The organism is Pseudomonas oryzihabitans (assembly GCF_006384975.1).
GTDB lineage: Bacteria > Pseudomonadota > Gammaproteobacteria > Pseudomonadales > Pseudomonadaceae > Chryseomonas > Chryseomonas psychrotolerans_B.
The window spans coordinates 3,734,123-3,756,256 of record NZ_CP021645.1; the positions used below are offsets into that span (position 1 = coordinate 3,734,123).

General features: G+C 66.6%; 19 protein-coding genes. 4 read left to right on the forward strand and 15 right to left on the reverse strand.

Going from position 1 to position 22,134, the window contains the following annotated elements:
* From icmH to radC, 14 genes are all read right to left on the reverse strand, one after another.
* On the reverse strand, nt 1-888 hold the full coding sequence (gene icmH / locus CCZ28_RS16845) for a type IVB secretion system protein IcmH/DotU (RefSeq protein ID WP_140219829.1): 888 nt from the start codon (nt 886-888) through the stop codon (nt 1-3).
* Nucleotides 889-890: 2 nt separating this feature from the next.
* The gene (tssK, locus tag CCZ28_RS16850) at nt 891-2,222 is read right to left on the reverse strand and encodes a type VI secretion system baseplate subunit TssK (RefSeq protein ID WP_140219831.1); all 1,332 of its coding nucleotides are present in this window, start codon (nt 2,220-2,222) and stop codon (nt 891-893) included.
* A 3-nt stretch (nt 2,223-2,225) separates the two neighbouring features.
* Nucleotides 2,226-2,696 (reverse strand): type VI secretion system lipoprotein TssJ, encoded by a 471-nt coding sequence (tssJ, locus tag CCZ28_RS16855; protein ID WP_140219833.1) that lies wholly within the window; start codon nt 2,694-2,696, stop codon nt 2,226-2,228.
* Between the two features lies 1 nt (nt 2,697).
* Nucleotides 2,698-3,888, reverse strand: coding sequence for a type VI secretion system-associated FHA domain protein TagH (tagH, locus tag CCZ28_RS16860; protein ID WP_140219835.1), 1,191 nt, complete (start codon nt 3,886-3,888; stop codon nt 2,698-2,700).
* Between the two features lie 14 nt (nt 3,889-3,902).
* The gene (locus CCZ28_RS16865; protein WP_140219837.1) at nt 3,903-4,031 is read right to left on the reverse strand and encodes a type VI secretion protein; all 129 of its coding nucleotides are present in this window, start codon (nt 4,029-4,031) and stop codon (nt 3,903-3,905) included.
* A gap of 11 nt (nt 4,032-4,042) precedes the next feature.
* Complete coding sequence (locus CCZ28_RS16870) at nt 4,043-5,542, reverse strand: sigma-54 interaction domain-containing protein (RefSeq protein WP_140219839.1); 1,500 nt, start codon at nt 5,540-5,542, stop codon at nt 4,043-4,045.
* Complete coding sequence (gene tssH, locus CCZ28_RS16875; RefSeq protein WP_140219842.1) at nt 5,539-8,067, reverse strand: type VI secretion system ATPase TssH; 2,529 nt, start codon at nt 8,065-8,067, stop codon at nt 5,539-5,541. Before tssH ends, CCZ28_RS16870 begins: the two co-directional genes overlap by 4 nt.
* A gap of 15 nt (nt 8,068-8,082) precedes the next feature.
* The gene (gene tssG / locus CCZ28_RS16880; RefSeq protein WP_140219844.1) at nt 8,083-9,093 is read right to left on the reverse strand and encodes a type VI secretion system baseplate subunit TssG; all 1,011 of its coding nucleotides are present in this window, start codon (nt 9,091-9,093) and stop codon (nt 8,083-8,085) included.
* Nucleotides 9,057-10,841, reverse strand: coding sequence for a type VI secretion system baseplate subunit TssF (gene tssF, locus CCZ28_RS16885; RefSeq protein ID WP_140219847.1), 1,785 nt, complete (start codon nt 10,839-10,841; stop codon nt 9,057-9,059). Before tssF ends, tssG begins: the two co-directional genes overlap by 37 nt.
* Nucleotides 10,842-10,845: 4 nt before the next feature.
* Nucleotides 10,846-11,250: a type VI secretion system baseplate subunit TssE gene (tssE, locus tag CCZ28_RS16890; protein WP_140219849.1), complete on the reverse strand. Its 405-nt coding sequence runs from the start codon at nt 11,248-11,250 to the stop codon at nt 10,846-10,848.
* Nucleotides 11,251-11,256: 6 nt separating this feature from the next.
* Nucleotides 11,257-12,735, reverse strand: coding sequence for a type VI secretion system contractile sheath large subunit (gene tssC, locus CCZ28_RS16895; RefSeq protein ID WP_140219851.1), 1,479 nt, complete (start codon nt 12,733-12,735; stop codon nt 11,257-11,259).
* A 14-nt stretch (nt 12,736-12,749) separates the two neighbouring features.
* Nucleotides 12,750-13,244, reverse strand: a complete 495-nt coding sequence (gene tssB / locus CCZ28_RS16900) for a type VI secretion system contractile sheath small subunit (RefSeq protein WP_140219854.1) — start codon at nt 13,242-13,244, stop codon at nt 12,750-12,752.
* A 29-nt stretch (nt 13,245-13,273) separates the two neighbouring features.
* On the reverse strand, nt 13,274-14,809 hold the full coding sequence (gene tssA, locus CCZ28_RS16905; RefSeq protein ID WP_140219856.1) for a type VI secretion system protein TssA: 1,536 nt from the start codon (nt 14,807-14,809) through the stop codon (nt 13,274-13,276).
* 349 nt (nt 14,810-15,158) lie between these two features.
* Nucleotides 15,159-15,833, reverse strand: coding sequence for a RadC family protein (gene radC, locus CCZ28_RS16910; RefSeq protein ID WP_140219858.1), 675 nt, complete (start codon nt 15,831-15,833; stop codon nt 15,159-15,161).
* A gap of 138 nt (nt 15,834-15,971) precedes the next feature.
* Here radC and coaBC point away from each other — a divergent pair, with 138 nt between their 5' ends.
* The 4 genes from coaBC (at nt 15,972) to argB (ending at nt 21,215) form a co-directional block, all read left to right on the forward strand.
* Nucleotides 15,972-17,195 carry a bifunctional phosphopantothenoylcysteine decarboxylase/phosphopantothenate--cysteine ligase CoaBC gene (gene coaBC, locus CCZ28_RS16915; protein ID WP_140219860.1) on the forward strand — a complete coding sequence of 408 codons (1,224 nt, stop codon included), beginning with the start codon at nt 15,972-15,974 and terminating at the stop codon, nt 17,193-17,195.
* A complete protein-coding gene (gene dut / locus CCZ28_RS16920; RefSeq protein WP_140219862.1) occupies nt 17,188-17,643 on the forward strand; it encodes a dUTP diphosphatase in 456 nt (151 codons plus the stop codon). The genes coaBC and dut overlap by 8 nt, the downstream gene beginning before the upstream one ends.
* Nucleotides 17,644-17,688: 45 nt before the next feature.
* The gene (locus CCZ28_RS24885; protein WP_140219864.1) at nt 17,689-20,238 is read left to right on the forward strand and encodes a phosphomannomutase/phosphoglucomutase; all 2,550 of its coding nucleotides are present in this window, start codon (nt 17,689-17,691) and stop codon (nt 20,236-20,238) included.
* A gap of 74 nt (nt 20,239-20,312) precedes the next feature.
* On the forward strand, nt 20,313-21,215 hold the full coding sequence (gene argB / locus CCZ28_RS16930; protein ID WP_058762313.1) for an acetylglutamate kinase: 903 nt from the start codon (nt 20,313-20,315) through the stop codon (nt 21,213-21,215).
* Nucleotides 21,216-21,277: 62 nt separating this feature from the next.
* Here argB and CCZ28_RS16935 read toward each other — a convergent pair whose 3' ends face one another.
* On the reverse strand, nt 21,278-22,129 hold the full coding sequence (locus tag CCZ28_RS16935; RefSeq protein ID WP_140219866.1) for an urea carboxylase-associated family protein: 852 nt from the start codon (nt 22,127-22,129) through the stop codon (nt 21,278-21,280).
* Between the last annotated feature and the right edge of the window lie 5 nt (nt 22,130-22,134).

The window sequence follows — 22,134 nt, forward strand, 5'->3', positions numbered from 1 at the left end:
TCAGGCGTGGGGAGCGGTGGTGGGGGTCGCGGTGGCGGCAGGGCGACCGGGGTAGCCTTGCAGCAGGCTGTCGCGCTGCTGATCCAGTACCAGGCGGAAGCCGCCGTAGAGACTGCCCAGGCAGATCAGGGTGAAGAGGCCGACCAGCCACCAGGGCACCAGACGCACCAGGCGCCGCGGCCGGGCGTCCAGGCCCTGCCAGTGCGGCGACAGCTCGCGGGGCACGTCACCACGTAGCTGGCGAATCTGCCGGTAGAGGCTGTCGCGGATGGCTTCCAGTTCGAGCATGCCGCGCGGCAGGACGCGGTACTTGCCTTCGAAACCCAGGGCCAGACAGAGGTAAAGCAGTTCCAGCAAGGCCAGGTGCTTGGCCGGATTACGGCTGAGGCGCTCGAGCAGCAGGAAGAATTTCTCGCCGCCGAAGGTCTCGTTGTGGAAGCTGCTCAGCAGGCTGACTTGCGACCAGTCGCCGGCATTGCCCCAGGGGGTGGTGACCACGGCTTCGTCGACGGTGGTGCACAGGGCGTAGCGCGCGGCCATGACTTCGCCGCTGTCCATGCCTTCGGCCAGGGCGCGCTGTTCGAACCGGCGCAGGGTGGCGGCCAGGCGTTCCTTGAGCACGTGCAGGTCCTCGGCGGTGTAGCTCTGGCGCAGGCGCACCACGTCGGAGAGCAGCGGGGCGGCCGCGCCCACCAGGGGGTTGAGACTGAGATTCAGCGCCTCGCCCGGACGCAGGCGGGCGGCCTGGACCATGCGCTCTTCCAGCTGGGCGTAGCGCGGCGGTTCGGTGAAGTCGGTGAGCGGACTGCGCGGCGCGTCCGCGCCCTGGGCGTGGCGGCTGAGGACGACGGTCTTGTCGTCCCGGCCATAGTCGGTGGTGGTGTGCATGCTTAGCTCCTGATTGCCCAGAAGGCGAGGTCGAGGCCCGGGAAGGTGCCGGAGACATGGAAGGCGAAGCCGCCGGACTGTTCGAGCTGGGCGAGGTCGGCGGGGGTGAGTTCGAGGGCGAAGTAGGCCTTGTCGGTATGGAAAGGCAGCTGACGCGGCGCCACCGGCAGTGGCTTGAGCGCCAGGCCCGGCAGGTGCAGGTTGACCAGTTGGCGGATGCGTTCCACCGGCCCCACCTTGAGGTGTGCCGGCAGGCGCTGGCGCAGTTCCTCGGTGCTGCAGTCGGCCCCGGCGATGAGCACGAAGCTGGCCGTGGCCAACAGACCGTGGTCTTGCAGCGGCGACACCTGGATGCCGTACTGGCGTTGCTGCAACGGCAGTGGCAGGGCGTGCTGTTCGAGCACCATGGACAGCGCCTGGCGCAGGGCCTGGAACAGCGGTTCGAAGCTGCCGGCCTGGTCGGCATGGCGGTAGTACAGGTCCTGGCTGGGGCGCTTGTCCGCCGCGGCGAAGGTGGCCAGCTCGCCGTGCAGGGCGAGCAGCTCGCGGAACAGGCTGCGCGGGTGCAACTGTTCGTAGTCCAGGCAGTGCCGCAGCACCGCCTCGTGGCGGTTGACCAGTTGCAACAGCAGGAAGTCGCCGATTTCTGCGGTTCCCAGGCTGCCGGCCTGGCGCAGCCGCTGCGCCAGCACCTCGCCTCTATGGGCGAGCAGGGTGACAACCTCCTTGAGGCCTGCCAGCAATGGCTCTGCCGCGCGCACCTGGATGACGCTGGGGGTGAAGGCGGGGTCCAGTTCCAGGCTGCCGTCCGGCGCCGTCTCCAGGACGTGGCAGACCTGCAGGCGGACATAGGCGTCCAGCCGCGGATGGTCGTCGAGCAGCAGGCGGAAATCGGGACGGCCACAGGTGACCGCGCCTGGCTCGCCGAAGCCGGCATGGGAATCGGCAATCTCGCTGTCGACGCTGAGATAGCGGGCGATGATCTCGCCCTGGTCGGCCGGGCGGCTTTCCAGGCGCTGGCCACTGGTGAGCGGCAGGGCCAGCCACACCGCACTGTCGCGGCTGTTGGCGGGCACATCGAGGGCCAGGGGTTCGCTGTCGGCGCCCAGTTCGAACAGGGTGCCGTCGGGCAGGATGCCGCTGGCTTCGCTCACCACCACCTTGCCCATGGCGAGGAATTGGCGGTCGAGGGTCAGCTCGAAGAAGCCCCAGGCCGGCTCGCCCAGGCGCCGGGTACGGGTCTGCAATTGCTGGGCGAGATAGCGGTCGTTCTGCTGGAAGTGCTGCGGCCTTAGCAGCATGCCTTCCTGCCAGATCACCTTGAGCTGCTGCATGGCCTACTCCTTGGCTGCCGGCGCGGCCTGGATGCCGTCGGCCGAAAGCTGCAGGCGGACCTGGGCCAGGGCGTTGGGCTTGAGTTGGATGACCTGGCGCCACTGGCTTTCGCCCAGGTTGCGGTAGGCGCCATAGATACCGACGTAGCGGCTGTCGCCCTGCACCCTGAGCTTGAGTTCGCGAGTCTCACCCGGGCGCAGCTCGATCTCTTCCTCGGCGACCCAATCCGGCGCCAGGGCCTGCTTGGCGTTGTCGTAGAGGGGAAAGAAGTCGGCGTTCTCGAAGCCCACCGGATTCTTCAGTTCGATCAACCGCACCACCAGCGGCGAGGGGCGTCCGTTGAGATCCGGGTTGAGGTCTTCGCCGCCGTTCAGGGTGAGGTCCAGGCGGGTGGGGTCCGGGACTTTCTGGCTGGTGCAGGCGCCCAGCAACAGGGCCAGGCAGAGGGCGCCGAGGCGCAATAGGTTGGTCATGTCAGCGTCCTTGCTGGGTGGGGTTGAGGGTAGCGATGAGGCGCACTTGGTCGGCGTAGGCCTGGGCGAAGTCCTTGGCGAACAGCCGCTCGCGCCAGTCTTCGTCCTGGCGCAGGTCGCGGTACTGGCGCTGCCAGGCGCGCCAGAGCGTGGCGTCGCGGCTCCAGCGTGGGCGGCGGCCTTCGCGTTCGAGACGCGCCTCGCACTGCTCCGGCGCCAGTTGCTCGAGAGTGGCCAGCACCGCTTGGCGGCTGGCCGCGACCAGACCGACCTGATGGGCCTGTAACTCGCGACAGGCGCGCAACAGGGCTTGGTCCGCCGGCAGCTGACCGGCCGCGTTCGGGCGCAGCAGTTGGCCCAGGGCCGCATCGCCATCGGCGGCGAACTTGAGCGGGTTGTTGCCATTGCTCTGCACCGTGGTGAGCGGCAGGCGCAGTTCGTTGCGTGTCTCGTTGCGGGTACGCAGACAACCGTGCAGACCCTGGGCGGCCAGGCGCAACAGCCTGGCCGCTTCCAGGGCCAAGGCTTCGCGGGCGCCATCGTCGAGCGTGGACAGGTCCAGGCCGAGGGCGTCGCCGAAGCTCTTCCAAAAGGCCAGTGTCTGCCGCTGCGGTGCGGGTGCCGGACGCTCCATCGGCGCGGGCGCGGCCTCCCTGACCAGGGTGGGAACGCCGAGGCTGTCCAGGTCGACGCGGGCATAGTCGCTACGCGTGGTATCGGTGGCGAAGGGATCCAGGCCATCGAATTCGTCGAGTCCGTGGGGATCGCGGCGTTCCAGCGCTCGGAGCGGATCCAGTTCGAGAAAGGCATCGTCCGGGATCAGGCCATGGGCGCCGTCGGGCATGGTGAACTCATCGGTGAAGCCGGCCGGGTCGCGGATCAGCCGGGCGGCGAGGGCGAAGCTGCCGAGGGTGAAGGTCTGGCCGTGCTGGATGCGCCAGGGCTCGCCCTTGGCCAGGCGCTGGCCACCGCTGAGTTGGACGCCGTTGCTGCTCAGGTCGGTGAGGAAATAGTCGCCGTCGCTGTAGCTGATCCGCGCGTGCTGGTTGGACAGCAGGCGCTGCGGATCGGGCAGGTACCAGTCGCAGTCCTCGCTGCGGCCGATGAGTCCGCCGACGTGGCGAAAGGTCTTTTGGGTGAGCAGTCCGGGCGTGTGCTGACGGCTGCCGACCAGGTCGAATACCAGTTCCATGGTGACTTCCTGTCCTAGGTGAGGCGGTGGGGTGTCTGGGGTTCGCCCAGGGGGCGATAGTCCTGCAGGTCCTTGGGCGCCGAATGGCAGGCGGTCAGTGCCAGCAGGATCAGCAGCGATAGGGCGCGAAGCGGCAAAGGCATGGGGCTATCCCTCAAGACAGCTGCAGGTCTGAGCTGCGGATGCTCAGCCGCTGTAGGCGATAGAGCAGGGTGCGGCGCGGCAGGCCCAGTTCCTGGGCGGCCTGGGTCTGGTTGCCGCGGTTCTTGCGCAGGCAGTCCACCAGCAGGCCGCGTTCGAGCTGGTCCAGGCGCTCGCGCAGGGTCAGGCTGCTGGTGGCGGTGGCCAGGGTGGTGGGGCGGATGGCGAAGTGCTCCGGCAGCAGCTCGTTGCCGTCGCACAGCAGCACGGCGCGCTCCACCAGCCCCTTGAGTTCACGCACGTTGCCGGGAAAGGCATGGCCGGCGAGCAGGTCCAGGGCTGCACTGGACCAGCGGCAGCGTGAGCGCTGCAGGCAGGCGCAGGCCTGGTCGGCGAAATGGCGGGCCAGCAGCGGCAGGTCCTCGCCGCGCTCGCGCAAGGGCGGCAACTGGATGGGGAAGTGGGTCAGGCGGTAGTAGAGGTCTTCGCGAAAGGTGCCCTGTTCGACCAGGCGCAAGAGGTTGCGGTGGGTCGCCGCGACGATGCGCACGTCGACCTTATGGGTCTCGGCGCTGCCCAGCGGGCGCACCTCGCCTTCCTGCAACACACGCAAGAGCTTGGCCTGCAGGGTCAGCGGCATGTCGCCGATTTCGTCGAGAAACAGCGTGCCGCCATTGGCCGCATCGAACAGACCGGCGCGATCACGCTCGGCGCCGGTGAAGGCGCCTTTGCGATAGCCGAAGAGTTCGCTTTCCAGCAGATGTTCGGGTAGTGCCGCGCAGTTCTGCACCACAAAGGGCTGGGTGCGCCGCGAGCCGCGCTCGTGGATGGCGCGGGCCACCAGTTCCTTGCCGGTACCGGTCTCGCCGGTCAGCAGCACGGTGATGGGGGTGTGCAGTACCTTGCCGATCAGGCGATGCACCTGGCGCATGGCACCACCGTCGCCAAGCATGCCGAAGCCGTCGGCAGGCGTGCCTGCGGTTGCCGGGTGCGTTGGCCCTTGAGTCATAGGCAGCGCCTGGGCCCGCTCCAGCAACTGACTCTGTGCCAGGGCGAAGCGGCCAAGCGGTGCCAGTGTCTCGGCGTGGGCTTCCAGATCGCGGCGGGTACGACTGGCCTGGACCAGCAGACCTTCGATCTGGCCCGCGGGACCGCTCAGGGGTAGGCAACCCAGGCTGCGCCAGCCTTCGCCGGGCAGGAAGGCGGTGGCGTGCAGCAGCGGATCCAGTTCGCGCAGGTGCAGGCTGCGATTCTGCGTCAGGCAGTAGTGCAGCAGGCTTTCCTGCTCCAGGGGCAGCGTGGCACCACTCAGTGCGGAGCGGCCGTCCAGGCCTTGGGCGAGGAGTACCAACTGGGTATGGGTGGCGTCCAGGCGGTAGTACTGCACCAGATCGAGACTGGCCAGCAGGCGAATGCCTTCGACCAGCCCGAGCGCGAGTTGGGCAGTGTCTTCGCACTGGCCGAGTTCGATGAACAGCGGCAGGGCGTTGTCCGGCGTGGCGGGCAGGGTCATGCCGTCACCTCGCACTGCAACTCGCCAGCGGCGGAGACGTCGAGGTGTAGCTGGCGGAGCGTCCGGCCCTGGGCCAGGGCATCGAGCAGGTGGTCGGTCAGCAGTGGCAGCACCCGCTGCTCCAGCAGCAGATCGATCCGCCGCGCGCCGCTGTCGTCGTCCAGGCAGCGCGCCGCCAGTTCGTCCAGCAGGGCGGGGGCATAGCTGAAGGCGATCCGCCGTGCGGCCAGGCGCTCGCCGAGGCGCGCCAGCTTCAGCACCACCAGCTCGCGCAGCAGGACGCTATCCAGCGGGTAGTAGGGCACCACGCGCATACGCGCCAGCAGCGCCGGTTTGAAGTGCCGGGTCAGGGTGGGCCGGATCGCCTCGGTGAGGCTGGCCACGTCCGGTTGGGTATCGGCGCACAGGCGCTGGATCTCGGCGCTGGCCAGGTTGGAGGTGAGCAGGAAAAGCACGTTGCGAAAATCCACCAGGCGGCCTTCGCTGTCGGTGGCCTGGCCGCGGTCGAAGATCTGATAGAAGAGGTTGAGCACTTCCGGATCGGCCTTTTCCACCTCGTCCAGCAGCACCACCGAATAGGGCTGGCGGCGAACGGCTTCGGTGAGCAGGCCGCCCTCGCCATAGCCGACATAGCCGGGCGGGGCGCCGATCAGCCGCGAAACGCTATGTCTCTCGGCGAATTCCGACAGGTTGAAGGTGGTGAGAAAGCGCTCGCCGCCATAGAGCAGCTCGGCCAGGGCCAGGGCGGTTTCGGTCTTGCCGACGCCGCTGGGGCCGACCAGCAGGAAGACGCCGACCGGTGCCTCGGGGGCATTGAGGCCAACCGCAGCCGCGCGCAGGGCACGATCCAGGGCGACCACCGCCTGCTCCTGGCCACGTAGACGGCCGCGTAGATCGTTAGCGAAGCGAGCGATGCGCTGGTCATGCCGGCGGGCGAGTTGGTCGACGGGAAGACCGGTCCAGGCGCCGATCACCTCGGCCACCAGTTGCGGGCAGACCTCCAGGCTGACCAGGCGCTCGCCCTGCCGTTGCAACTGCGCCAGCTCGGCCTGGGTGGCGGCCAGTTCCTCGCCAGCGGCGGCGGCGCGCAACGCCAGGATGCGTTCGGCCAGCGTCCGTTGGCGCTCCCATTCCCTCTGCAGTGCGGTGACCGCGAGCCGATCGCTTTCACAGGCGGCGACGAGGCTATCCAGGGTGGCTTGTTCGACCGGCAGGCCGTGGCCGGCATCGCGCTGGGCCGCGCTCAGACTGCGCTCGGTAGCAGCCAGACGGGCCCGCAGCTGTTCCAGCGCGGCGGGCGGACTGGCCAGGCTGATGCGCACCCGGGCGCAGCAGGTGTCGAGCACGTCCACCGCCTTGTCGGGCAGCTGGCGACCGCTGAGGTAGCGCGCGGCCAACTCGGCCGCGGCCACCACGGCATCGTCGCGTAGATAGACGCCGTGGCTCTGGGCATAGGTCGGTGCCAGGCCGCGCAACACGGTGATGGAGGTGGCGACGTCGAATTCGTCCAGCTTCACCGGCTGGAAGCGCCGCGCCAGGGCCGGATCCTTCTCGAAATACCTTTTGTATTCGCTCCAGGTGGTGGCGGCGATGGTGCGCAATTCGCCGCGGGCCAGGGCCGGTTTGAGCAGGTTGGCCGCATCAGAGCCGCCGGCCTGGCCGCCCGCGCCGATCAGGGTATGGGCTTCGTCGATGAACAGGATGATCGGCTCCGGTGCCTGGCGCACGGCGTCGATCACGCCCTGCAGGCGGCGCTCGAACTCGCCCTTGACGCTGGCTCCGGCCTGTAACAGGCCGAGGTCGAGGGTCCGTACCTCTACCCGCCGCAGGCTCTCCGGGACTTCGCCGACGGCGATGCGCAGCGCCAGGCCCTCGACGATGGCGGTCTTGCCGACCCCGGCCTCGCCCACCACGATGGGGTTGTTCTTGCGCCGTCGCGAGAGGATGTCCACCAGTTGCCGGATCTCGGCATCGCGCCCCAGCACCGGGTCGAGACGACCAGCGCGGGCCTGGCCGCTGAGGTCGTGGGTGAAGCGGCTCAGCGGCGATTCGTGGGTGACGGGAGCCGCCAGCGGTTGCGCCGCCTTGACGAACTCCAGGAGCTGCATGGCATCCACCCGCTCCAGCAGGCGGCCATAGCGGGTACCCAGCTGGCGCTCGGGATGCCGCAGCAGGGCCAGCAAGAGGGCGGCGCTGCTGACCTCCTGCTGCTCCAGTTCCAGGCGGGCGAGCAGTACGGCGTCCTGCAACCACAGCAGCAATTCGGGCGCGAATACCGGATCGCCACCTTCACCCGTGCCGGCCCGGGGTTGCAGGGTGGCGGCGAACTCCGCGAGGTCGACTTCGGCGGCGCTCAGGGCGCGACCGAGCAAGCCGTCGCGGGATTCCAGCAGCACGGCGAGTAAGTCTTCGATGAGAATCTGCCGGCCGCCACGGCGGACACAGCGTTGCGCGGCCTGTTCCAAGTCCTGGCGCATCGCCGCGGACAGGCTGTTGATGAGGTGTTGCAGGTCCAGGGTGAGCATGTCGATCGTCCTTGATTAACGGTGGCAGGCCAGGGTGACCTGACCGTTGGCATGGGGGAGGCCGAGCCAGGTGGTCCAGCCGAGGCGGCAGGGGCTGGCGGCGCCGAGGCGCCATTCCCGGAGCGCCTCCCGGCGCAGGTGGAGGCGCAGGTCGTAGTCGAGCTGGTCGCGCAGGGTGAAGCGCAACAGGGCGCCCAGGGCGGCGTGCTGGCTGCCAGAGGGCAGGAAGCTGTGGAAGGCGTCCCAGTCCAACTCCAGCAGGTGCAGTCGGAACTTGCCGCCACGATCCCGTACCTGCGTGCCCAGCACCGCCGTCTGGCTGAGTTGGGCGCTGGCCCGGCCCAGATGCGTTTGCTGCTCGGCAGGAATGGCCACCGCACGTTCCAGGCACTGCTCCAGTTGCAGCGCGGGCTGCGCGAAGTAGTAGCGCAGCACCGCTTCGATCAGCGTCGCCGAATGCACCTTGAGACTGAGCAGGCCGAGATAGGGCAGCAGCCGTTTCCAGTTCAGTTCCGGTGCCTGGCGCAGGCTGCTGTCGCCCAGGCCGATGAGGCTGAACAGGCGGGCCGACAGTTCGTCGCGCGCGCCTTCGCGAAAGCGCGCGTGGTAGCGGTACTTGCGCCAGATCGGCAGCAGCAGCCGGTGCAGCCGGTGGTTGAACAGGTCGAGGAAATCGCGGGTAGTGCGGCCCTGTTCGCCATCGCCCAGGGCTTGCTCGCTGTAGAAGGCCGGCAGCGGTGAACCACTGCCCATCAGCGCGCCCAGATTGAGTTGCAGGCGGGCGCGCAGGCCATCGGCGTCCGCAACGAACTCCAGCCGCTCGATGTCGCTGCCGGGAAAGGCCAGGCTGGGATTGGCCTGGAACTCCAGCCGCTCATAGAGTTGCTCTTCAGCGAGCGTCGGCTCCAGGCGATGCAACTGCCGGAGCACCTGCCCGACGCCTTGGAACAGCGAGTACTCGCGAATCTCGCGGCACAGCGCCGAGCGATTCAGATCAGCGGCTGCTGACCCATGCGCGGTGTCCATAGATACACCTCTCCCTGCAGGCTGCGAACGCTGAGTTGATGGAAGGAGTTCAGACTGGCGTAGAGCGCGAAGAACTCGTTGAGCACACTGGCGAACAGGTACAGCTCGCCTTCGCTGCGAAAGCCGCTGGCGTCCATGTCCAGCTGGGTGGCGATGCCGCGGATCGGCAGGCCGCGATAGAGGCGATCCACCGGGCGGTGGCTGATGGCCTGCAGCGCGGCCAGGCGCTGGCGGCTGACGCGTTCGGCCTGACGGTCGTGCTGGCGGGGCAGGTCGTAGCTGGCCAGTACCGTACGCAGTGCTTCCACGTCGGTGAGCGACAGGTAGTTGAGCGACAGATTGGAGACCAGCTGCCACAGCCGGTCGCCGGACAGCACCGGGGCATGGCTGGCGGTCGGCGCGGCCAGATTGCGAAAGGCCAGGCCGCCCGGGGTGTTTTCGGTGGGCAGACAGAGATCGCCAGCGCGTAGGCGCAGCGGCAGATTCTGGTTGGTGCAGGTCAGTTCGATGGACAGGGTATCCGGCTCGTTGCCCGGGTCGCCGAAAGCCAGGTAGGTGTCGATGCCGCCATGCAGCAGGGCGGTGCGTTGGCGCACGGCGTAATGCGGCCTTCCGCCTTGGCCACCAAAGCTCAGGTCATGGGCGAAGGATTCGAACGGCAGGTACTCGCGGTGGCCGAGCCCACCCGGTTGCCAGCCGGTCACCCGCTCCACGGCGAAGACGCCCAGGTGCTCGCGACCATGGCCGGCAGGGAACAGCGGGTACTCGTCGCGTTTGCCGTCGAGGCGGATCGGCAGGGCATCGTGGCGGAATAGATTGACCACCGGGACGCAGTGCAGTCGCAGGTTGTCGCGGGTCGGCAGTCGCGGCTGCCGGGCGATCCGGCCGATGTCGAAGCGCAGTTCCAGGCCGCGGGCCTGGCGCCGCACCGCGCGGGGCAGCGTCTCCAGCCTGGCCAGGCCCTGCACACTGACGAAGAGGAATTTCTCCGGGAAGGCGAAGTATTCCTGCAGATGCCGATAGCCACGGAAGGCATTGGCTGGATAGGGCAGCAACGCCTCCTCCTCGCCAAAGCCCAGTGGTTGGACCTCATCGGTGGCCAGCGGCAGCAGGCGTTCGCGGCCCTGGTCGTCAATCAGCGGCTGCCCCTGGGCGTCGACCGGCACCAGGCTCAGGCCGGCCAGGTTATGCAGCAGCGCCAGATAGAGATCCTGGCTGAGCGTGCGGTCACCCGTCAGGTGCAGCGGTAGCTGGCTCAGTGCGAGATCGTCGAGGGTGCCATTGCCGGTGAGCGCTAGCCGTAGCGTCAGCAGTGCGCCGGTGCCCCGCGAGGCGAAGGTCAGGTCTTCCAGGCGCAACGGCTGGATTTCGAGGTGAGAACAGGTACGGAAGCGGCAGCTCACTTCGTCCAGCGGGCGGGACTCCACTTCCGTTCCACGTGGAACCTGAACGGCAACGCCCGGCGCGGGCAGCGGATCGAACTCAAGGATGGCGCAGCTCGGCAGCGGCCGTAGGTAATGCGGCCAGAGCAGGTTGAGCAATGAATGGGTCAGCTCCGGCAGTTCGTCATCCAACTTTTGCCGCAGGCGCCCGGTAAGGAAGGCGAAGCCTTCCAGCAGCCGCTCGACATCCGGGTCTTGGCCGCCCTGGCCGAGAAAGGGCGCCAGGGCCGGATTGCGCTCGGCGAAGCGCACGCCCAGCTGGCGCAGCTCGGCCAGTTCGCTCTGGTAGTAGTGATTGAAGGACATGGACCTATCCCTGGCTGACCTTGACCTGACCGCTGCCATCCAGGCGCGCGGTGAAACGAATGGGTCGCCGCTGACCGTCGAATTCGAGCTGGCCTTCCAGCGCGAAGGCCAGCGTCGTGCCCTCGCGTGGCAGCGGCAGCACCTTCACGCCAGACAACCGCGGCTCGTAGGTGGCGATGAAGCCCTCGATGGCCAGGCGCGCCCGCTGGAGCGAGTCATGCAGCGACAATCGCAGGTCGTTGAGATCGGGCAGTCCGTAGTCGGCGTGGAGGGGCACGCTGCCCGCCCGGGTGCTGAGCATCTTCGCCAGGTGATTCGCCACCGAGGTGCCAAGGGCGTCGGCGGATGAACCTTGGGCGTGCGGTGCACCGGTATCGGCGAGGCGTTCGAACAGACTGCCGTAGCTCATGGCCCGTTACTCCTTGTCCAGCTTGCCGACCAGTGAGAGGGTGAAATCGGCGCCCTGGTACTTGAAGTGGGGCCTCACGCTCAGGCCGACGCGGAACCAGCCCGGATTGCCCTCGACATCGCTGACGCGGATGCTGGCCGCGCGCAAGGGCCGGCGGCCGCGCACCTCGGCGCTGGGGTTCTCCTGGTCGGCGACGAACTGGCGGATCCACTTGTTGAGTTCCAGTTCGAGGTCGGTGCGCTCCTTGGTACCGCCCAGTTGCTCGCGCTGCAGTACCTTGAGGTAGTGCGCCAGGCGGCTGACGATGAACAGATAGGGCAGTTGGGTACCCAGCTTGTAGTTCAGCTCGGCGGCGCGGCCTTCCTCGCTGTTGCCGTAGAACTTGGGCTTCTGCGTCGAGCAGGCGGAGAAGAAGGCGGCGTTGTCGCTGCCCTTGCGCATGGTCAGGGCGATGAAGCCGGCATCGGCCAATTCGTATTCGCGGCGGTCGGAGATCAGCACCTCGGTGGGGATCTTGGTCTCGATCTCACCCATGCTCTCGAAGTGGTGCAGCGGCAGGTCCTCCACGGCGCCGCCGCTCTGCGGGCCGACGATGTTCGGGCACCAGCGGTACTTGGCGAAGCTGTGGGTCAGGCGGGTGGCGAAGGCGTAGGCGGTGTTGCCCCAGAGGTAGTGGCCGTGGCTTTGGGCGACGTTCTCGCGGTAGGCGAAGGTCTTTACCGGATTCTCTTCCGGATCGTAGGGCGTGCGCAGCAGGAAGCGCGGCAGGGTCAGGCCGACGTAACGGGCGTCTTCCTGTTCGCGAAAGCTCTGCCACTTGGCGAATTGCGGGCCATCGAAGTGATCCTTGAGATCTTTCAGATCCGGTAGGCCGGTGAAGCTCTCCAGACCGAAGAAGCGCGGCCCGGCAGCGGCGATGAAGGGCGCGTGGGCCATGGCCGAGACCGCCGCCACCTGCTGCAGGGTACGGATGTCCGGGGCGGTGGGATCGAAGTCGTAGTTGGCAATGATGGCGCCGACCGGTTCGCCACCGAACTGGCCGAACTCGGCGGTGTAGACGTGCTTGTAGAGTCCCGACTGGACGATATCCGGCGAATCCTCGAAGTCTTCCAGCAGGTCCTGCTTGGAGACGTTGAGCATCTCGATCTTGTTGTTCTCGCGGAAGTCGGTGCGGTCCACCAACAGGTGCAGGCCGCGCCAGGCCGCTTCCAGCGACTGGAATTCGGCGTGGTGCAGGATCTCGTCGACCTGGCGACTGAGCTTCTCGTCGATCTCGGCGATCATGCGGTCGACCAGCGCCTTCTTTACCGGTTGCTGGGCGTTGTGCGGCTTGAGCAGCTCTTCGATGAAGGCGGAAATGCCGCGCTTGGCCACGCCATAGCCTTCGTCCTGGGGTGCCAGGCGGGTCTCGGCGATGATGCGGTCGAGAATGCCGCTGTCGTAGGTGGCGTCGGCGGTACGGTGCTGGAGCAGGGTATCGGTCATGGTGGTCTTCCTGGTCAGACGTCTTGAGTCGGCAAGCCGAGTTCGCCGAGTACCGTGGCGCGGGCGACCGGATCGGCGAGTACCTGCTCGATGGCTTTGCGGAACGCCGGGGCGTTACCGAGCGGGCCCTTGAGCGCCACCAGGGCATCACGCAGATCCATCAACTGCTTGAGTTCCGGAACCTGCTGGACCAGGCGCGCCGGGCTGAAATCGGCCATGGCCTTGATCTCGAGCTGTACGGCCAGGTCTTCTTCGCTGCCGTCCTGCAGGCGGTTGGGTACCGCCAGGGTCAGGCCCAGCTGCTGCTTGGCCATGACCTCGTCGAAGTTGTCCTTGTCGACGGCCACTGGCCTACGGTCTTCGAGCTTGCGGTCGTCGGCGCGCTGGGTGAAATCACCCAGCACCATGAGCTTGAGGGGCAGCTCCAGTTCTTCTTCGGCGCTACCGGTGGCGGGCCGGACCGTGACATTGATGCGTTCTTTCAGGGCAACCGAGCCTTCTTTGGCCATGTCTTTCTCCTTGGGTGCGAGGGCGAGCCTCAGTCGAGCGCCGCTTCGAGATCGAGACGGCAGAGTCTTGGGCGCAACTGTTGCAGCTGCGCCCGGCTATCGGCGGTGACGGGTAGGGCTTCCAGGCACTGGCGGCGGGCCTGGAGGATCTCCAGCGCCAGTTGCGGCTCCCAGCGTGCCAGCAGGGCGCCGTGCTCGGCGTCCAGAGCGGCGAGTTGGAAATGCGCCAGTTCGAATTGGCGGGCCTGAAGCAACAGCTGGACGCTGGCCAGATCCCAGAGCAGACGCTGACGCTCGCCCTGGGCATGGAGCCGACCTTGTTGCAGGCGGCGCACGGCGGTCTTGAGTCCGCTGCCGCGCAGCTCCACCAGGGCTTCGGCGAGTGCGACCGTCCAGGCGTCCTGGCTCGACTCGTTGGCAAGGGCGGCGGGCTGGGGTGCGGTCCGGCTCGCCAGACCTGCCAGCCAGAGCCGGGTCTGGGTGTCGGCGAAGGGTTGACCGTCATGGAAGGCCAGGGCTTCGAGTCCGGGCAGCCGCTCCAGCAAGAGGATCAGCGGCCATTCGATCTCCCGGCAGCTGGCTTCGGCCGCCAGACTCTGCAGGCACTCCCAGGCCAGGCGCTGGCCGTCCAGCCAGAAAGGTGCCCGTGCCAGGCTGATTTCCAGTTCGCCCAAGAGCGTCGCGGCATCACCCGCGGCCTGGCGCTCCTGGAAGAATCTCAGGCGATCGGCCGGCAGGCCGCGCAAGCCGGTGATCCCCTGGGCATCGTGGGCGGGCAGGCTGTCGATGCCGCTCCACAGCAGCGCTCGATTCAGCCGCAGGGCGCGCGGATCGCCGGCACGCTGCCGCAACCACCAACCGCTCAGGCCACGGGCAGCTTCTTGCAACTGGCGCAGCAGACGATGGGCGTCCTTGTCCGATTCCACCGGGCCCTGGGTGAGCGGCTGAGCGGCGGGGGTGGATACGCTGGCCGGGGTGACGGCAGCAGGCGACGAGACGCTCTGCGCCTGGCGTCGCTGCTGTTCGTCCAGACGCCGAACCAGCGGCAGCAGCAGCGGTGCCTGATCGCCCAGCCGCGGTTGCAGCAACTGCTCCAAGCGGGCGAGCTGAGTGCTGAAGACCTCCAGCCAAGAGGCCTCAAGGCTGTTGAGCGTGGCGGTGTCGAAGAGGCCGTCCAACCGGCCGCACAGCCAGAGGCACGCCGCTGCGCGGGTACGGTCCTTGCGCGGATGCAGGACGTCCCAATAGCTTTCCACCAGCCGTTCGAGTAGCGCCAGCCCGGCCTGCAGTCCGGCCCAGCTCTGAGTCTGCTGCAGCGCCCAGGTCAGCCAGGCGGCGACACGCAGATCCTTGGATTGCTGCCGCAAAAACATCGTGGCCTGCTCCGCAGTGGCGGCCCAATCGGTCTTGAGGTCGCGGTGCAGCGCCTGGGTATCGTGGCAGGCCGTCTCGAGTCGCTCGAACTCCAGGCTATAACGACAGTCTTCGCCTGCGAAGTTGTCGGCTTTAATAGGCTGATCGGCAATACTTATATAATCGAGTGCGAGCGGGGGCAATAAAGTCATCCATGACCTCACTGAGTTTGAAGTTCTGATCCTTGAACTTCTCTTAGGTGAAACCTTTATGTGAAAGTTTTCGGCCGCCGCTGCGCAGTTAATGGCACAGCGGGGTGTGAGGCGCATCCTAAAGCGGATGCTGGCCTTTGGATAGCACGAAAAATGTGATGGATGCCCGATTTTTAACGAGGAAATAACGCTTAAAAATCAGATCTTTTAATGGGGTGACAAATTTTGTCCCAATTAAACTTTAAAAGTGACAGTTGGTGTCATTTGTATAAGGGCTGTATTTTTGACTGACGAAAACATGACATCTAGTTGCGCTGGCTTTAGTTGGCAATAAGTGACCCTTGCTGTCTCAGAGCCAGCCATATTCCGCCATGGACAGCGGCTCGCCATCCCCTACGATGAAATGATCCAGCACCCGCACATCCACGAAGCCCAGTGCCTCCTTCAACCGGGTGGTGAGCAGGCGGTCGGCCTGGCTGGGTTCGGCGACGCCGGAGGGGTGGTTGTGGGTCAGGATGACGGCAGCGGCGTTGTGGGCGAGGGCACGCTTGACCACTTGGCGGGGATAGACGCTGGCGCCGTCGATGGTGCCGTGGAACAAGACTTCGAAGGCCAGCACCCGGTGACGGGTGTCGAGGAACAGGCAGCCAAAGATTTCGTGGGGCTCATGGCGTAGGCGCGCCTTGAGATAATCGCGGACCTGCTGCGGGCTTTCCAGCGCCGAATCGCGCCGGAGGCCTTCGGCCAGGTGGCGCCGGCCCATTTCCAACACCGCCTGTAACTGGCTGTACTTGGCCGGGCCCAGCCCCAGGTGGCTGCTGAAGGCGGCGAGATCGGCCTCCAGCAAGGCCCTCAAGCTGCCGAATTCACCGAGCAACTGGCGGGCGAGGTCCACCGCGCTTTTGCCCGCCACGCCGGTGCGCAGGAAGATCGCCAGCAACTCGGCGTCGGTGAGCGCCTGGGCACCCTGTTCCAGCAATTTCTCCCGCGGCCGCTCCTGGGCCGGCCAATCCTTGATGCTCATGTACACCTCCTTGTCTGGCGCTGAACCTGCGTCCTGCAGGCGCTGTGCTATCTTAATCGGATCGTTTCCAGGCATCCGTGAACCGCGTTTGGCCACGTGATGCCCGTCCTAGACAGTTTTACAACGGATCAAGGCAATATGCAGCGGCTCCATCGTAAACGCATCCTGTTGGGCGTCGGAGGTGGCATCGCCGCTTACAAGAGCGCCGAGCTGGTGCGCCGGCTCAAGGATCAGGGCGCCGAGGTGCGGGTGGTGCTGACCCGCGGTGGGCGCGAATTCATCACACCGCTGACGCTACAGGCACTGTCCGGCCTGCCCGTGCATCTGGATCTGCTGGACCCGGCTGCCGAAGCGGCCATGGGTCATATCGAACTGGCCCGCTGGGCCGATCTGGTGCTGGTCGCCCCGGCCACCGCCGATATCATGGCCCGCCTGGCCCAGGGCGTGGCGGACGACTTGCTCACCACCCTGGTGCTGGCCACCGATGCCCGGGTCGCCCTGGCACCCGCCATGAACCAGGCGATGTGGCGCGATCCGGCCACCCAAGCCAATGCCGAGTTGCTGCGCAGTCGTGGCATCACGCTGTTCGGTCCGGCCAGTGGCAGCCAGGCCTGTGGCGACGTCGGTCCTGGCCGGATGCTGGAGGCCACCGAGCTGGCCCAACTCGCCGCGGATTGCTTCCAGCGCCTGGACCTGACCGGTCGCCATGTGGTCATCACCGCCGGCCCGACTCAAGAAAACATCGATCCGGTGCGCTATATCACCAACCACAGCTCCGGCCGCATGGGCTTTGCCTTGGCGGAAGCAGCGGCGGAGGCGGGCGCGCGCGTCAGCCTGGTGAGCGGTCCGGTGCACCTGGCAACGCCCGATCGCGTCGAGCGCATCGATGTGGTCAGCGCCCGCGACATGCTGGCCGCCTGCGAGGCGCTGATGCCCTGCGACGTGCTCATCGCCTCGGCGGCGGTGGCGGACTATCGCCCCGAGGTGATCGCCCCGCACAAGCTGAAGAAGGACCCCACCCGCGGCGACGGTCTGCTGCTGGAGCTGGTGCGCAACCCAGACATCCTCGCCACCCTGGCGGGGCGCCCGGATCGGCCCTTCAGCGTCGGCTTCGCCGCTGAGACCCAGAATCTGCTGGAGTACGCCCAGCGCAAGTTGCGCGACAAGAACCTCGATCTCATCGTCGCCAACGACGTGGCCAACCCGGCCATCGGCTTCAACAGCGAAGACAACGCGGTTACCGTGATCGACCGTGGTCTGCACGAGATCCGCTTCGAGCAGACCAGCAAGGGCAAGATCGCCCGCCAGCTCATCGCGCTGATTTCCATCCATTTGAAAGACACCGCCAAGACTCATGCATAGCCTTCAAGCCAAGATCCTCGACCCGCGCCTGGGGCGCGATTTCCCGCTGCCGTCCTACGTCACCCCCGGTTCGGCCGGCCTCGACCTGCGCGCCATGCTGCAGGAGGATCTGGTGTTGGAGCCGGGGCAGACCGCGCTGATCCCTACCGGGCTCGCCATCCACATCGCCGATCCGTCACTGGCCGCCCTGGTGCTGCCGCGTTCGGGGCTGGGCCACAAGCACGGCATCGTGCTCGGCAACCTGGTCGGCCTGATCGACTCGGACTACCAGGGCGAGCTCATGGTGTCCTGCTGGAATCGCGGCCAGACCACCTTCACGGTAAGCATTGGCGAACGTATCGCTCAGCTGATGCTCGTACCTGTGGTGCAGGCGCATTTCGATATCGTGGAGAGCTTTAGCGAGACCGAGCGCGGTAGCGGCGGCTTCGGTCACTCCGGTACCCGCTGACGCCAGGCAGGCAAGGCACGCCGTGACATAAAGGAGAAGAGCGGCATGGCAAGCAAGGAGCGATACAAGATCACGTCTCGCAACGCCGCGCTGCCCGGTTTGGGCGGCGGCCTGTTGCTGGCCTTGGCCGGGCTGCTGCTGGCCGCAGTAGTGCTGTGGTTCCTGGTGCTACAGCCGCAGGGCGAGCGCAACCAGGAGCAGCAGGCCGACCAGGCGCTGCAGGCTCAGGCCGCCTCGCTCAACCAGTTGCTGGTCGCCTTGACCCGTCGCCTGCAGGGCGTCGCCGGGGATGCCCTGGTGCTCCAGGCCTTGCAGGGCGACGATCCCACAGCTTGTACGGCGGCGGAAACCCAGTTGCGCGAGCGGCTGGGCGTGGTCGATGTGCTGGTCGTGCCGGCCGGCATGCGCCAGATCGATAACGACCGCCCCGGCCCACTCAACTACGCCGCCCTCGATCTGCTCAAGCGCCTGGAAAGCGGCCAGCGGACACCCCCGGAAGCCTATCGGATAGGCGATCGCTGGCTGGTCTATAGCGCCCAGCCCTTGCGCCGTGGCGATCAGCTGCTGGGCAGCGTCGTGCTGGTGGAAGACCTGGCGACGGTCCTGCAGGGCTGGGCCACGCCGCCGGCGAATATCGGCCACTGGCGCCTGCTGCAGCAATTCCCCGGTGGCGCCGTCCAGCAACTGGCCAGCGGCGGCGCGCCTGGCGACGCCGCGCTGAGCCGCCGCCTCGCCACGGGCAGTGCGCTCTGGACGCTGGAGCTGGCACCCGCTACGGAGATTAACGACGACCTGGCGCTGGGCGCTCCCCTGGTTGCCTTCGCCTTCGCCCTGTTCGGCGTGCTGGCGGGCTTTTGGCTGGTTTCCCGGGAAATGTCACGACGGCTCCGTGACGACGTCCGCACTCTGGCTGTCTATGCCGAGGAACTTGATTCCAATCAAACAGCCAAAAGCCCGGCCTTACGCCTAGCGGTAATGGAACCCGTGGCCAAGGCGATGGCTCGATTGGCCGGCCGACCGGCCGGTTCGTCGCCGGACCTCTATGCCACGGCACCCAGTGATGCCGTGGCCAAGACCCTGGCGGAGTTTGCCGACAGAGGCCGCCCTCAACAGAGCGAGCCGCTGTTCCAGACCACCGACATCCTCGACATCAGTATCCTCGACGAAGACCAGGATCTCCTGGGATTGGAGAAACCCCCGATGAGCACTACCCCGCAAGCCCCCCAACTCAACGCCAGCATCTTCCGCGCCTACGACATCCGTGGCGTGGTCGGTGACTCCCTGACCGCCGAAGCCGCCTACTGGATCGGGCGTGCCATCGGCTCGGAAAGCCTGGCGCGTGGCGAGCCCAACGTGGCCGTCGGCCGTGATGGCCGCCTGTCCGGTCCCGAACTGGTCGCCCAACTGATCAAGGGCGTGGCCGACAGCGGCGCCAATGTCAGCGACGTCGGCATGGTGCCGACCCCGGTGCTCTACTACGCGGCCAATGTGCTCGAAGGCAAGTCCGGCGTCATGCTCACCGGCAGCCACAACCCGCCGGACTACAACGGCTTCAAGATCGTCATCGCCGGCGAGACCCTGGCCAACGAATCCATCCAGCGTCTGCGCCAGCGCATCGAGACCGGCGACGTGGCCAGCGGCCAGGGCCAGATCAAGCAGGTCGACGTGCTCAAGAGCTACGCCGACTACATCCGCAACGACGTGGTGCTGGCCAAGAAACTCAAGGTGGTGGTGGACGCCGGCAACGGCGTGGCCGCGGTCAACGCGCCCCAGCTGATCGAATCCCTGGGCTGCGAGGTCATCCCGCTGTTCTGCGAGGTGGACGGCAACTTCCCCAACCACCATCCGGATCCAGGCAAGCCTGAGAACCTCGAAGACCTCATCGCCAAGGTCAAGGAAACCGGTGCCGACCTGGGCTTGGCCTTCGACGGCGACGGCGACCGTGTCGGCGTGGTGACCAACGAAGGCAAGATCATCTATCCCGACCAGCTGCTGATGCTGTTCGCCAAGGACGTGGTCTCCCGTAATCCGGGCGCCGACATCATCTTCGACGTCAAGTGCACCCGCCGCCTGAACAACCTCATCGCCGGCTACGGCGGTCGTCCCATCATGTGGAAGACCGGCCATTCGCTGATCAAGAAGAAGATGAAGGAAACCGGCGCCCTGCTGGCTGGCGAGATGAGCGGCCACGTGTTCTTCAAGGAGCGCTGGTTCGGCTTCGACGACGGCATCTACAGCGCCGTGCGTCTCCTGGAGATCCTCAGCCAGGAGAAGGGCAGCGCCCAACAGGTGTTCGATACCTTCCCGGTAGACATCTCCACCCCGGAGATCAATATCCAGGTGACCGAAGAGAACAAGTTCGGCATCATCGAAACCCTGCAGCGCGACGCCCAGTGGGGCGATGCCCAGATCACCACCCTGGATGGCGTCCGCGTCGACTACCAGAACGGTTGGGGCCTGGTGCGTGCGTCCAACACCACGCCGGTGCTGGTGCTGCGCTTCGAGGCGGAAACCCTCGAAGAGCTGGAGCGCATCAAGACGGTGTTCCGCAAGCAACTGCTGGCGGTGCAGCCGGATCTGAATCTGCCGTTCTGACCTCGGGTCAGCGGTAGCACAGAGGGCGCCTAGGTGCCCTTTGTCTTTTCTATGTCGACCTTGAGAGGTGAGCCATGACCCTGAGCCGCGAGGATGCCTCGCACGTCGCCGAGGTACTGTCCGAGGCGCTGCCCTATATCCGCCGGTTCGTCGGCAAGACGCTGGTGATCAAGTACGGCGGCAACGCCATGGAGAGCGACGAGCTCAAGGCCGGCTTCGCTCGGGACATCGTGCTGATGAAAGCGGTGGGCATCAACCCGGTGGTGGTGCACGGCGGCGGTCCGCAGATCGGCGATCTGCTCAAGCGGCTGTCCATCGAAAGCCACTTCATCGACGGTATGCGCGTCACCGACGCCCAGACCATGGACGTGGTGGAGATGGTGCTGGGTGGCCAGGTCAACAAGGACATCGTCAACCTGATCAACCGTCATGGCGGCAAGGCCATCGGCCTGACCGGCAAGGACGCGGGCCTGATCCGCGCCACCAAGCTCAAGGTCAGCCGGCAGACGCCGGAGATGACCAAGCCGGAGATCATCGACATCGGTCACGTTGGCGAGGTCACCGGGGTCAACACCGACCTGATCAACATGCTGGTGCGTGGCGACTTCATCCCGGTCATCGCCCCCATCGGCGTGGGCCAGGACGGCGAGTCCTACAACATCAACGCCGACCTGGTGGCGGGCAAGGTGGCCGAGGCGCTCAAGGCCGAGAAGCTGATGCTGCTGACCAACATCGCCGGCCTGATGGACAAGCAGGGCCAGGTGCTCACCGGGCTGTCCACCGAGCAGGTCAACGGCCTGATCGCCGACGGCACCATCTACGGCGGCATGCTACCGAAGATCCGTTGCGCCCTGGAAGCGGTGCAGGGCGGCGTGCAGAGCGCTCACATCATCGATGGCCGGGTACCCAATGCGGTGCTGCTGGAGATCTTCACCGACGTCGGCGTCGGTACCCTGATCACCAATCGCAAGCGCTGAGCCCTGCTCTCGCTAGCTGAAAACGGCGCCCACGAGGCGCCGTTTTCTTTGCTGGCCTGGACTCACTGCTCCCAGCTGGGCTTGGGCAGGGTCAGTCCGTGCTGGCCGTTGTAGGACGCCCGCTCGGGCGACGCCCAGCCTTCCAGTAGGCTGTCCTCGACCCGGTAGATCTCCACCCCCAACGGCCGGCAGACACTGAGCGGATCCTCGGCCTCGGGCCCCCACATCGCCAGCGACAGGTCGCCTCCCGGGCAGGTGGACAGGGCGCAGAGCACGTCGATCTCGGCGAAGAATTCCAGGTAGTCGCCAGGCTTGGCCGGGCAGGCCTTCATGAAATACAGGTCGTCGTGATTCAGGCCGGTGCACTGGAAGATGTTCAGCACGTCGTGCACGTCGAATTCGGTCAGTCCGTGGGGCAGCACCGCGCGGGTCAGATTCGAGTGGCAGTGGTGATGGAAATCCTCGCCAGTGAGCATCTTGTTGACGTAGGGATCGCAGCGAGTGCCGAGCAGGTCGTGCAGGCGGCCGCCGTGTTCGTCGATGCCGTAGCTGGCCAGGCTGTCGTCGGTGATGGTCAGCAGCGGGCGCAGGAAGGGTAGGTTCGACCAGAGGCGGTCGTAGGTGCTGACATGGGCGCCTTGCAACTGCCGGGTGCGCGCGGCCCACATCCGCTCGCGCGGGTCATGGGCGTTCCACACGTTGAAGTCGCCCACCTGGGGGCCGTGCGGGGTGGTGACGCGGAACAGGTGGCCAGCCGGGACCTTCCAGGCGCGACCGGTACGGATCGGGATCTCGAATTGCTCGATCAGGGTACGCGCCTCCTTGCGTTCACGCAGGCGCGCGTAGAAGGCCTGGTCGACCTGCAGGGCGGAGCCCTTGGTGGTCTGGTAGGCGGCGGGATAGTCCTTATACATGGGCG

Excerpts from the sequence above, each read along its gene's own strand:
- tssG (WP_140219844.1), bottom strand. The coding sequence starts at position 9,093 with ATGGACACCGCGCATGGGTCAGCAGCCGCTGATCTGAATCGCTCGGCG.
- tssJ (WP_140219833.1), bottom strand. The coding sequence starts at position 2,696 with ATGACCAACCTATTGCGCCTCGGCGCCCTCTGCCTGGCCCTGTTGCTG.
- tssH (WP_140219842.1), bottom strand. The coding sequence starts at position 8,067 with ATGCTCACCCTGGACCTGCAACACCTCATCAACAGCCTGTCCGCGGCG.
- CCZ28_RS16865 (WP_140219837.1), bottom strand. The coding sequence starts at position 4,031 with ATGCCTTTGCCGCTTCGCGCCCTATCGCTGCTGATCCTGCTGGCACTG.
- tssK (WP_140219831.1), bottom strand. The coding sequence starts at position 2,222 with ATGCAGCAGCTCAAGGTGATCTGGCAGGAAGGCATGCTGCTAAGGCCG.
- dut (WP_140219862.1), top strand. The coding sequence starts at position 17,188 with ATGCATAGCCTTCAAGCCAAGATCCTCGACCCGCGCCTGGGGCGCGAT.
- tssE (WP_140219849.1), bottom strand. The coding sequence starts at position 11,250 with ATGAGCTACGGCAGTCTGTTCGAACGCCTCGCCGATACCGGTGCACCG.
- coaBC (WP_140219860.1), top strand. The coding sequence starts at position 15,972 with ATGCAGCGGCTCCATCGTAAACGCATCCTGTTGGGCGTCGGAGGTGGC.
- argB (WP_058762313.1), top strand. The coding sequence starts at position 20,313 with ATGACCCTGAGCCGCGAGGATGCCTCGCACGTCGCCGAGGTACTGTCC.
- tssC (WP_140219851.1), bottom strand. The coding sequence starts at position 12,735 with ATGACCGATACCCTGCTCCAGCACCGTACCGCCGACGCCACCTACGAC.
- CCZ28_RS24885 (WP_140219864.1), top strand. The coding sequence starts at position 17,689 with ATGGCAAGCAAGGAGCGATACAAGATCACGTCTCGCAACGCCGCGCTG.
- tssA (WP_140219856.1), bottom strand. The coding sequence starts at position 14,809 with ATGACTTTATTGCCCCCGCTCGCACTCGATTATATAAGTATTGCCGAT.
- tagH (WP_140219835.1), bottom strand. The coding sequence starts at position 3,888 with ATGGAACTGGTATTCGACCTGGTCGGCAGCCGTCAGCACACGCCCGGA.
- CCZ28_RS16870 (WP_140219839.1), bottom strand. The coding sequence starts at position 5,542 with ATGACCCTGCCCGCCACGCCGGACAACGCCCTGCCGCTGTTCATCGAA.
- tssB (WP_140219854.1), bottom strand. The coding sequence starts at position 13,244 with ATGGCCAAAGAAGGCTCGGTTGCCCTGAAAGAACGCATCAATGTCACG.
- CCZ28_RS16935 (WP_140219866.1), bottom strand. The coding sequence starts at position 22,129 with ATGTATAAGGACTATCCCGCCGCCTACCAGACCACCAAGGGCTCCGCC.
- radC (WP_140219858.1), bottom strand. The coding sequence starts at position 15,833 with ATGAGCATCAAGGATTGGCCGGCCCAGGAGCGGCCGCGGGAGAAATTG.
- tssF (WP_140219847.1), bottom strand. The coding sequence starts at position 10,841 with ATGTCCTTCAATCACTACTACCAGAGCGAACTGGCCGAGCTGCGCCAG.
- icmH (WP_140219829.1), bottom strand. The coding sequence starts at position 888 with ATGCACACCACCACCGACTATGGCCGGGACGACAAGACCGTCGTCCTC.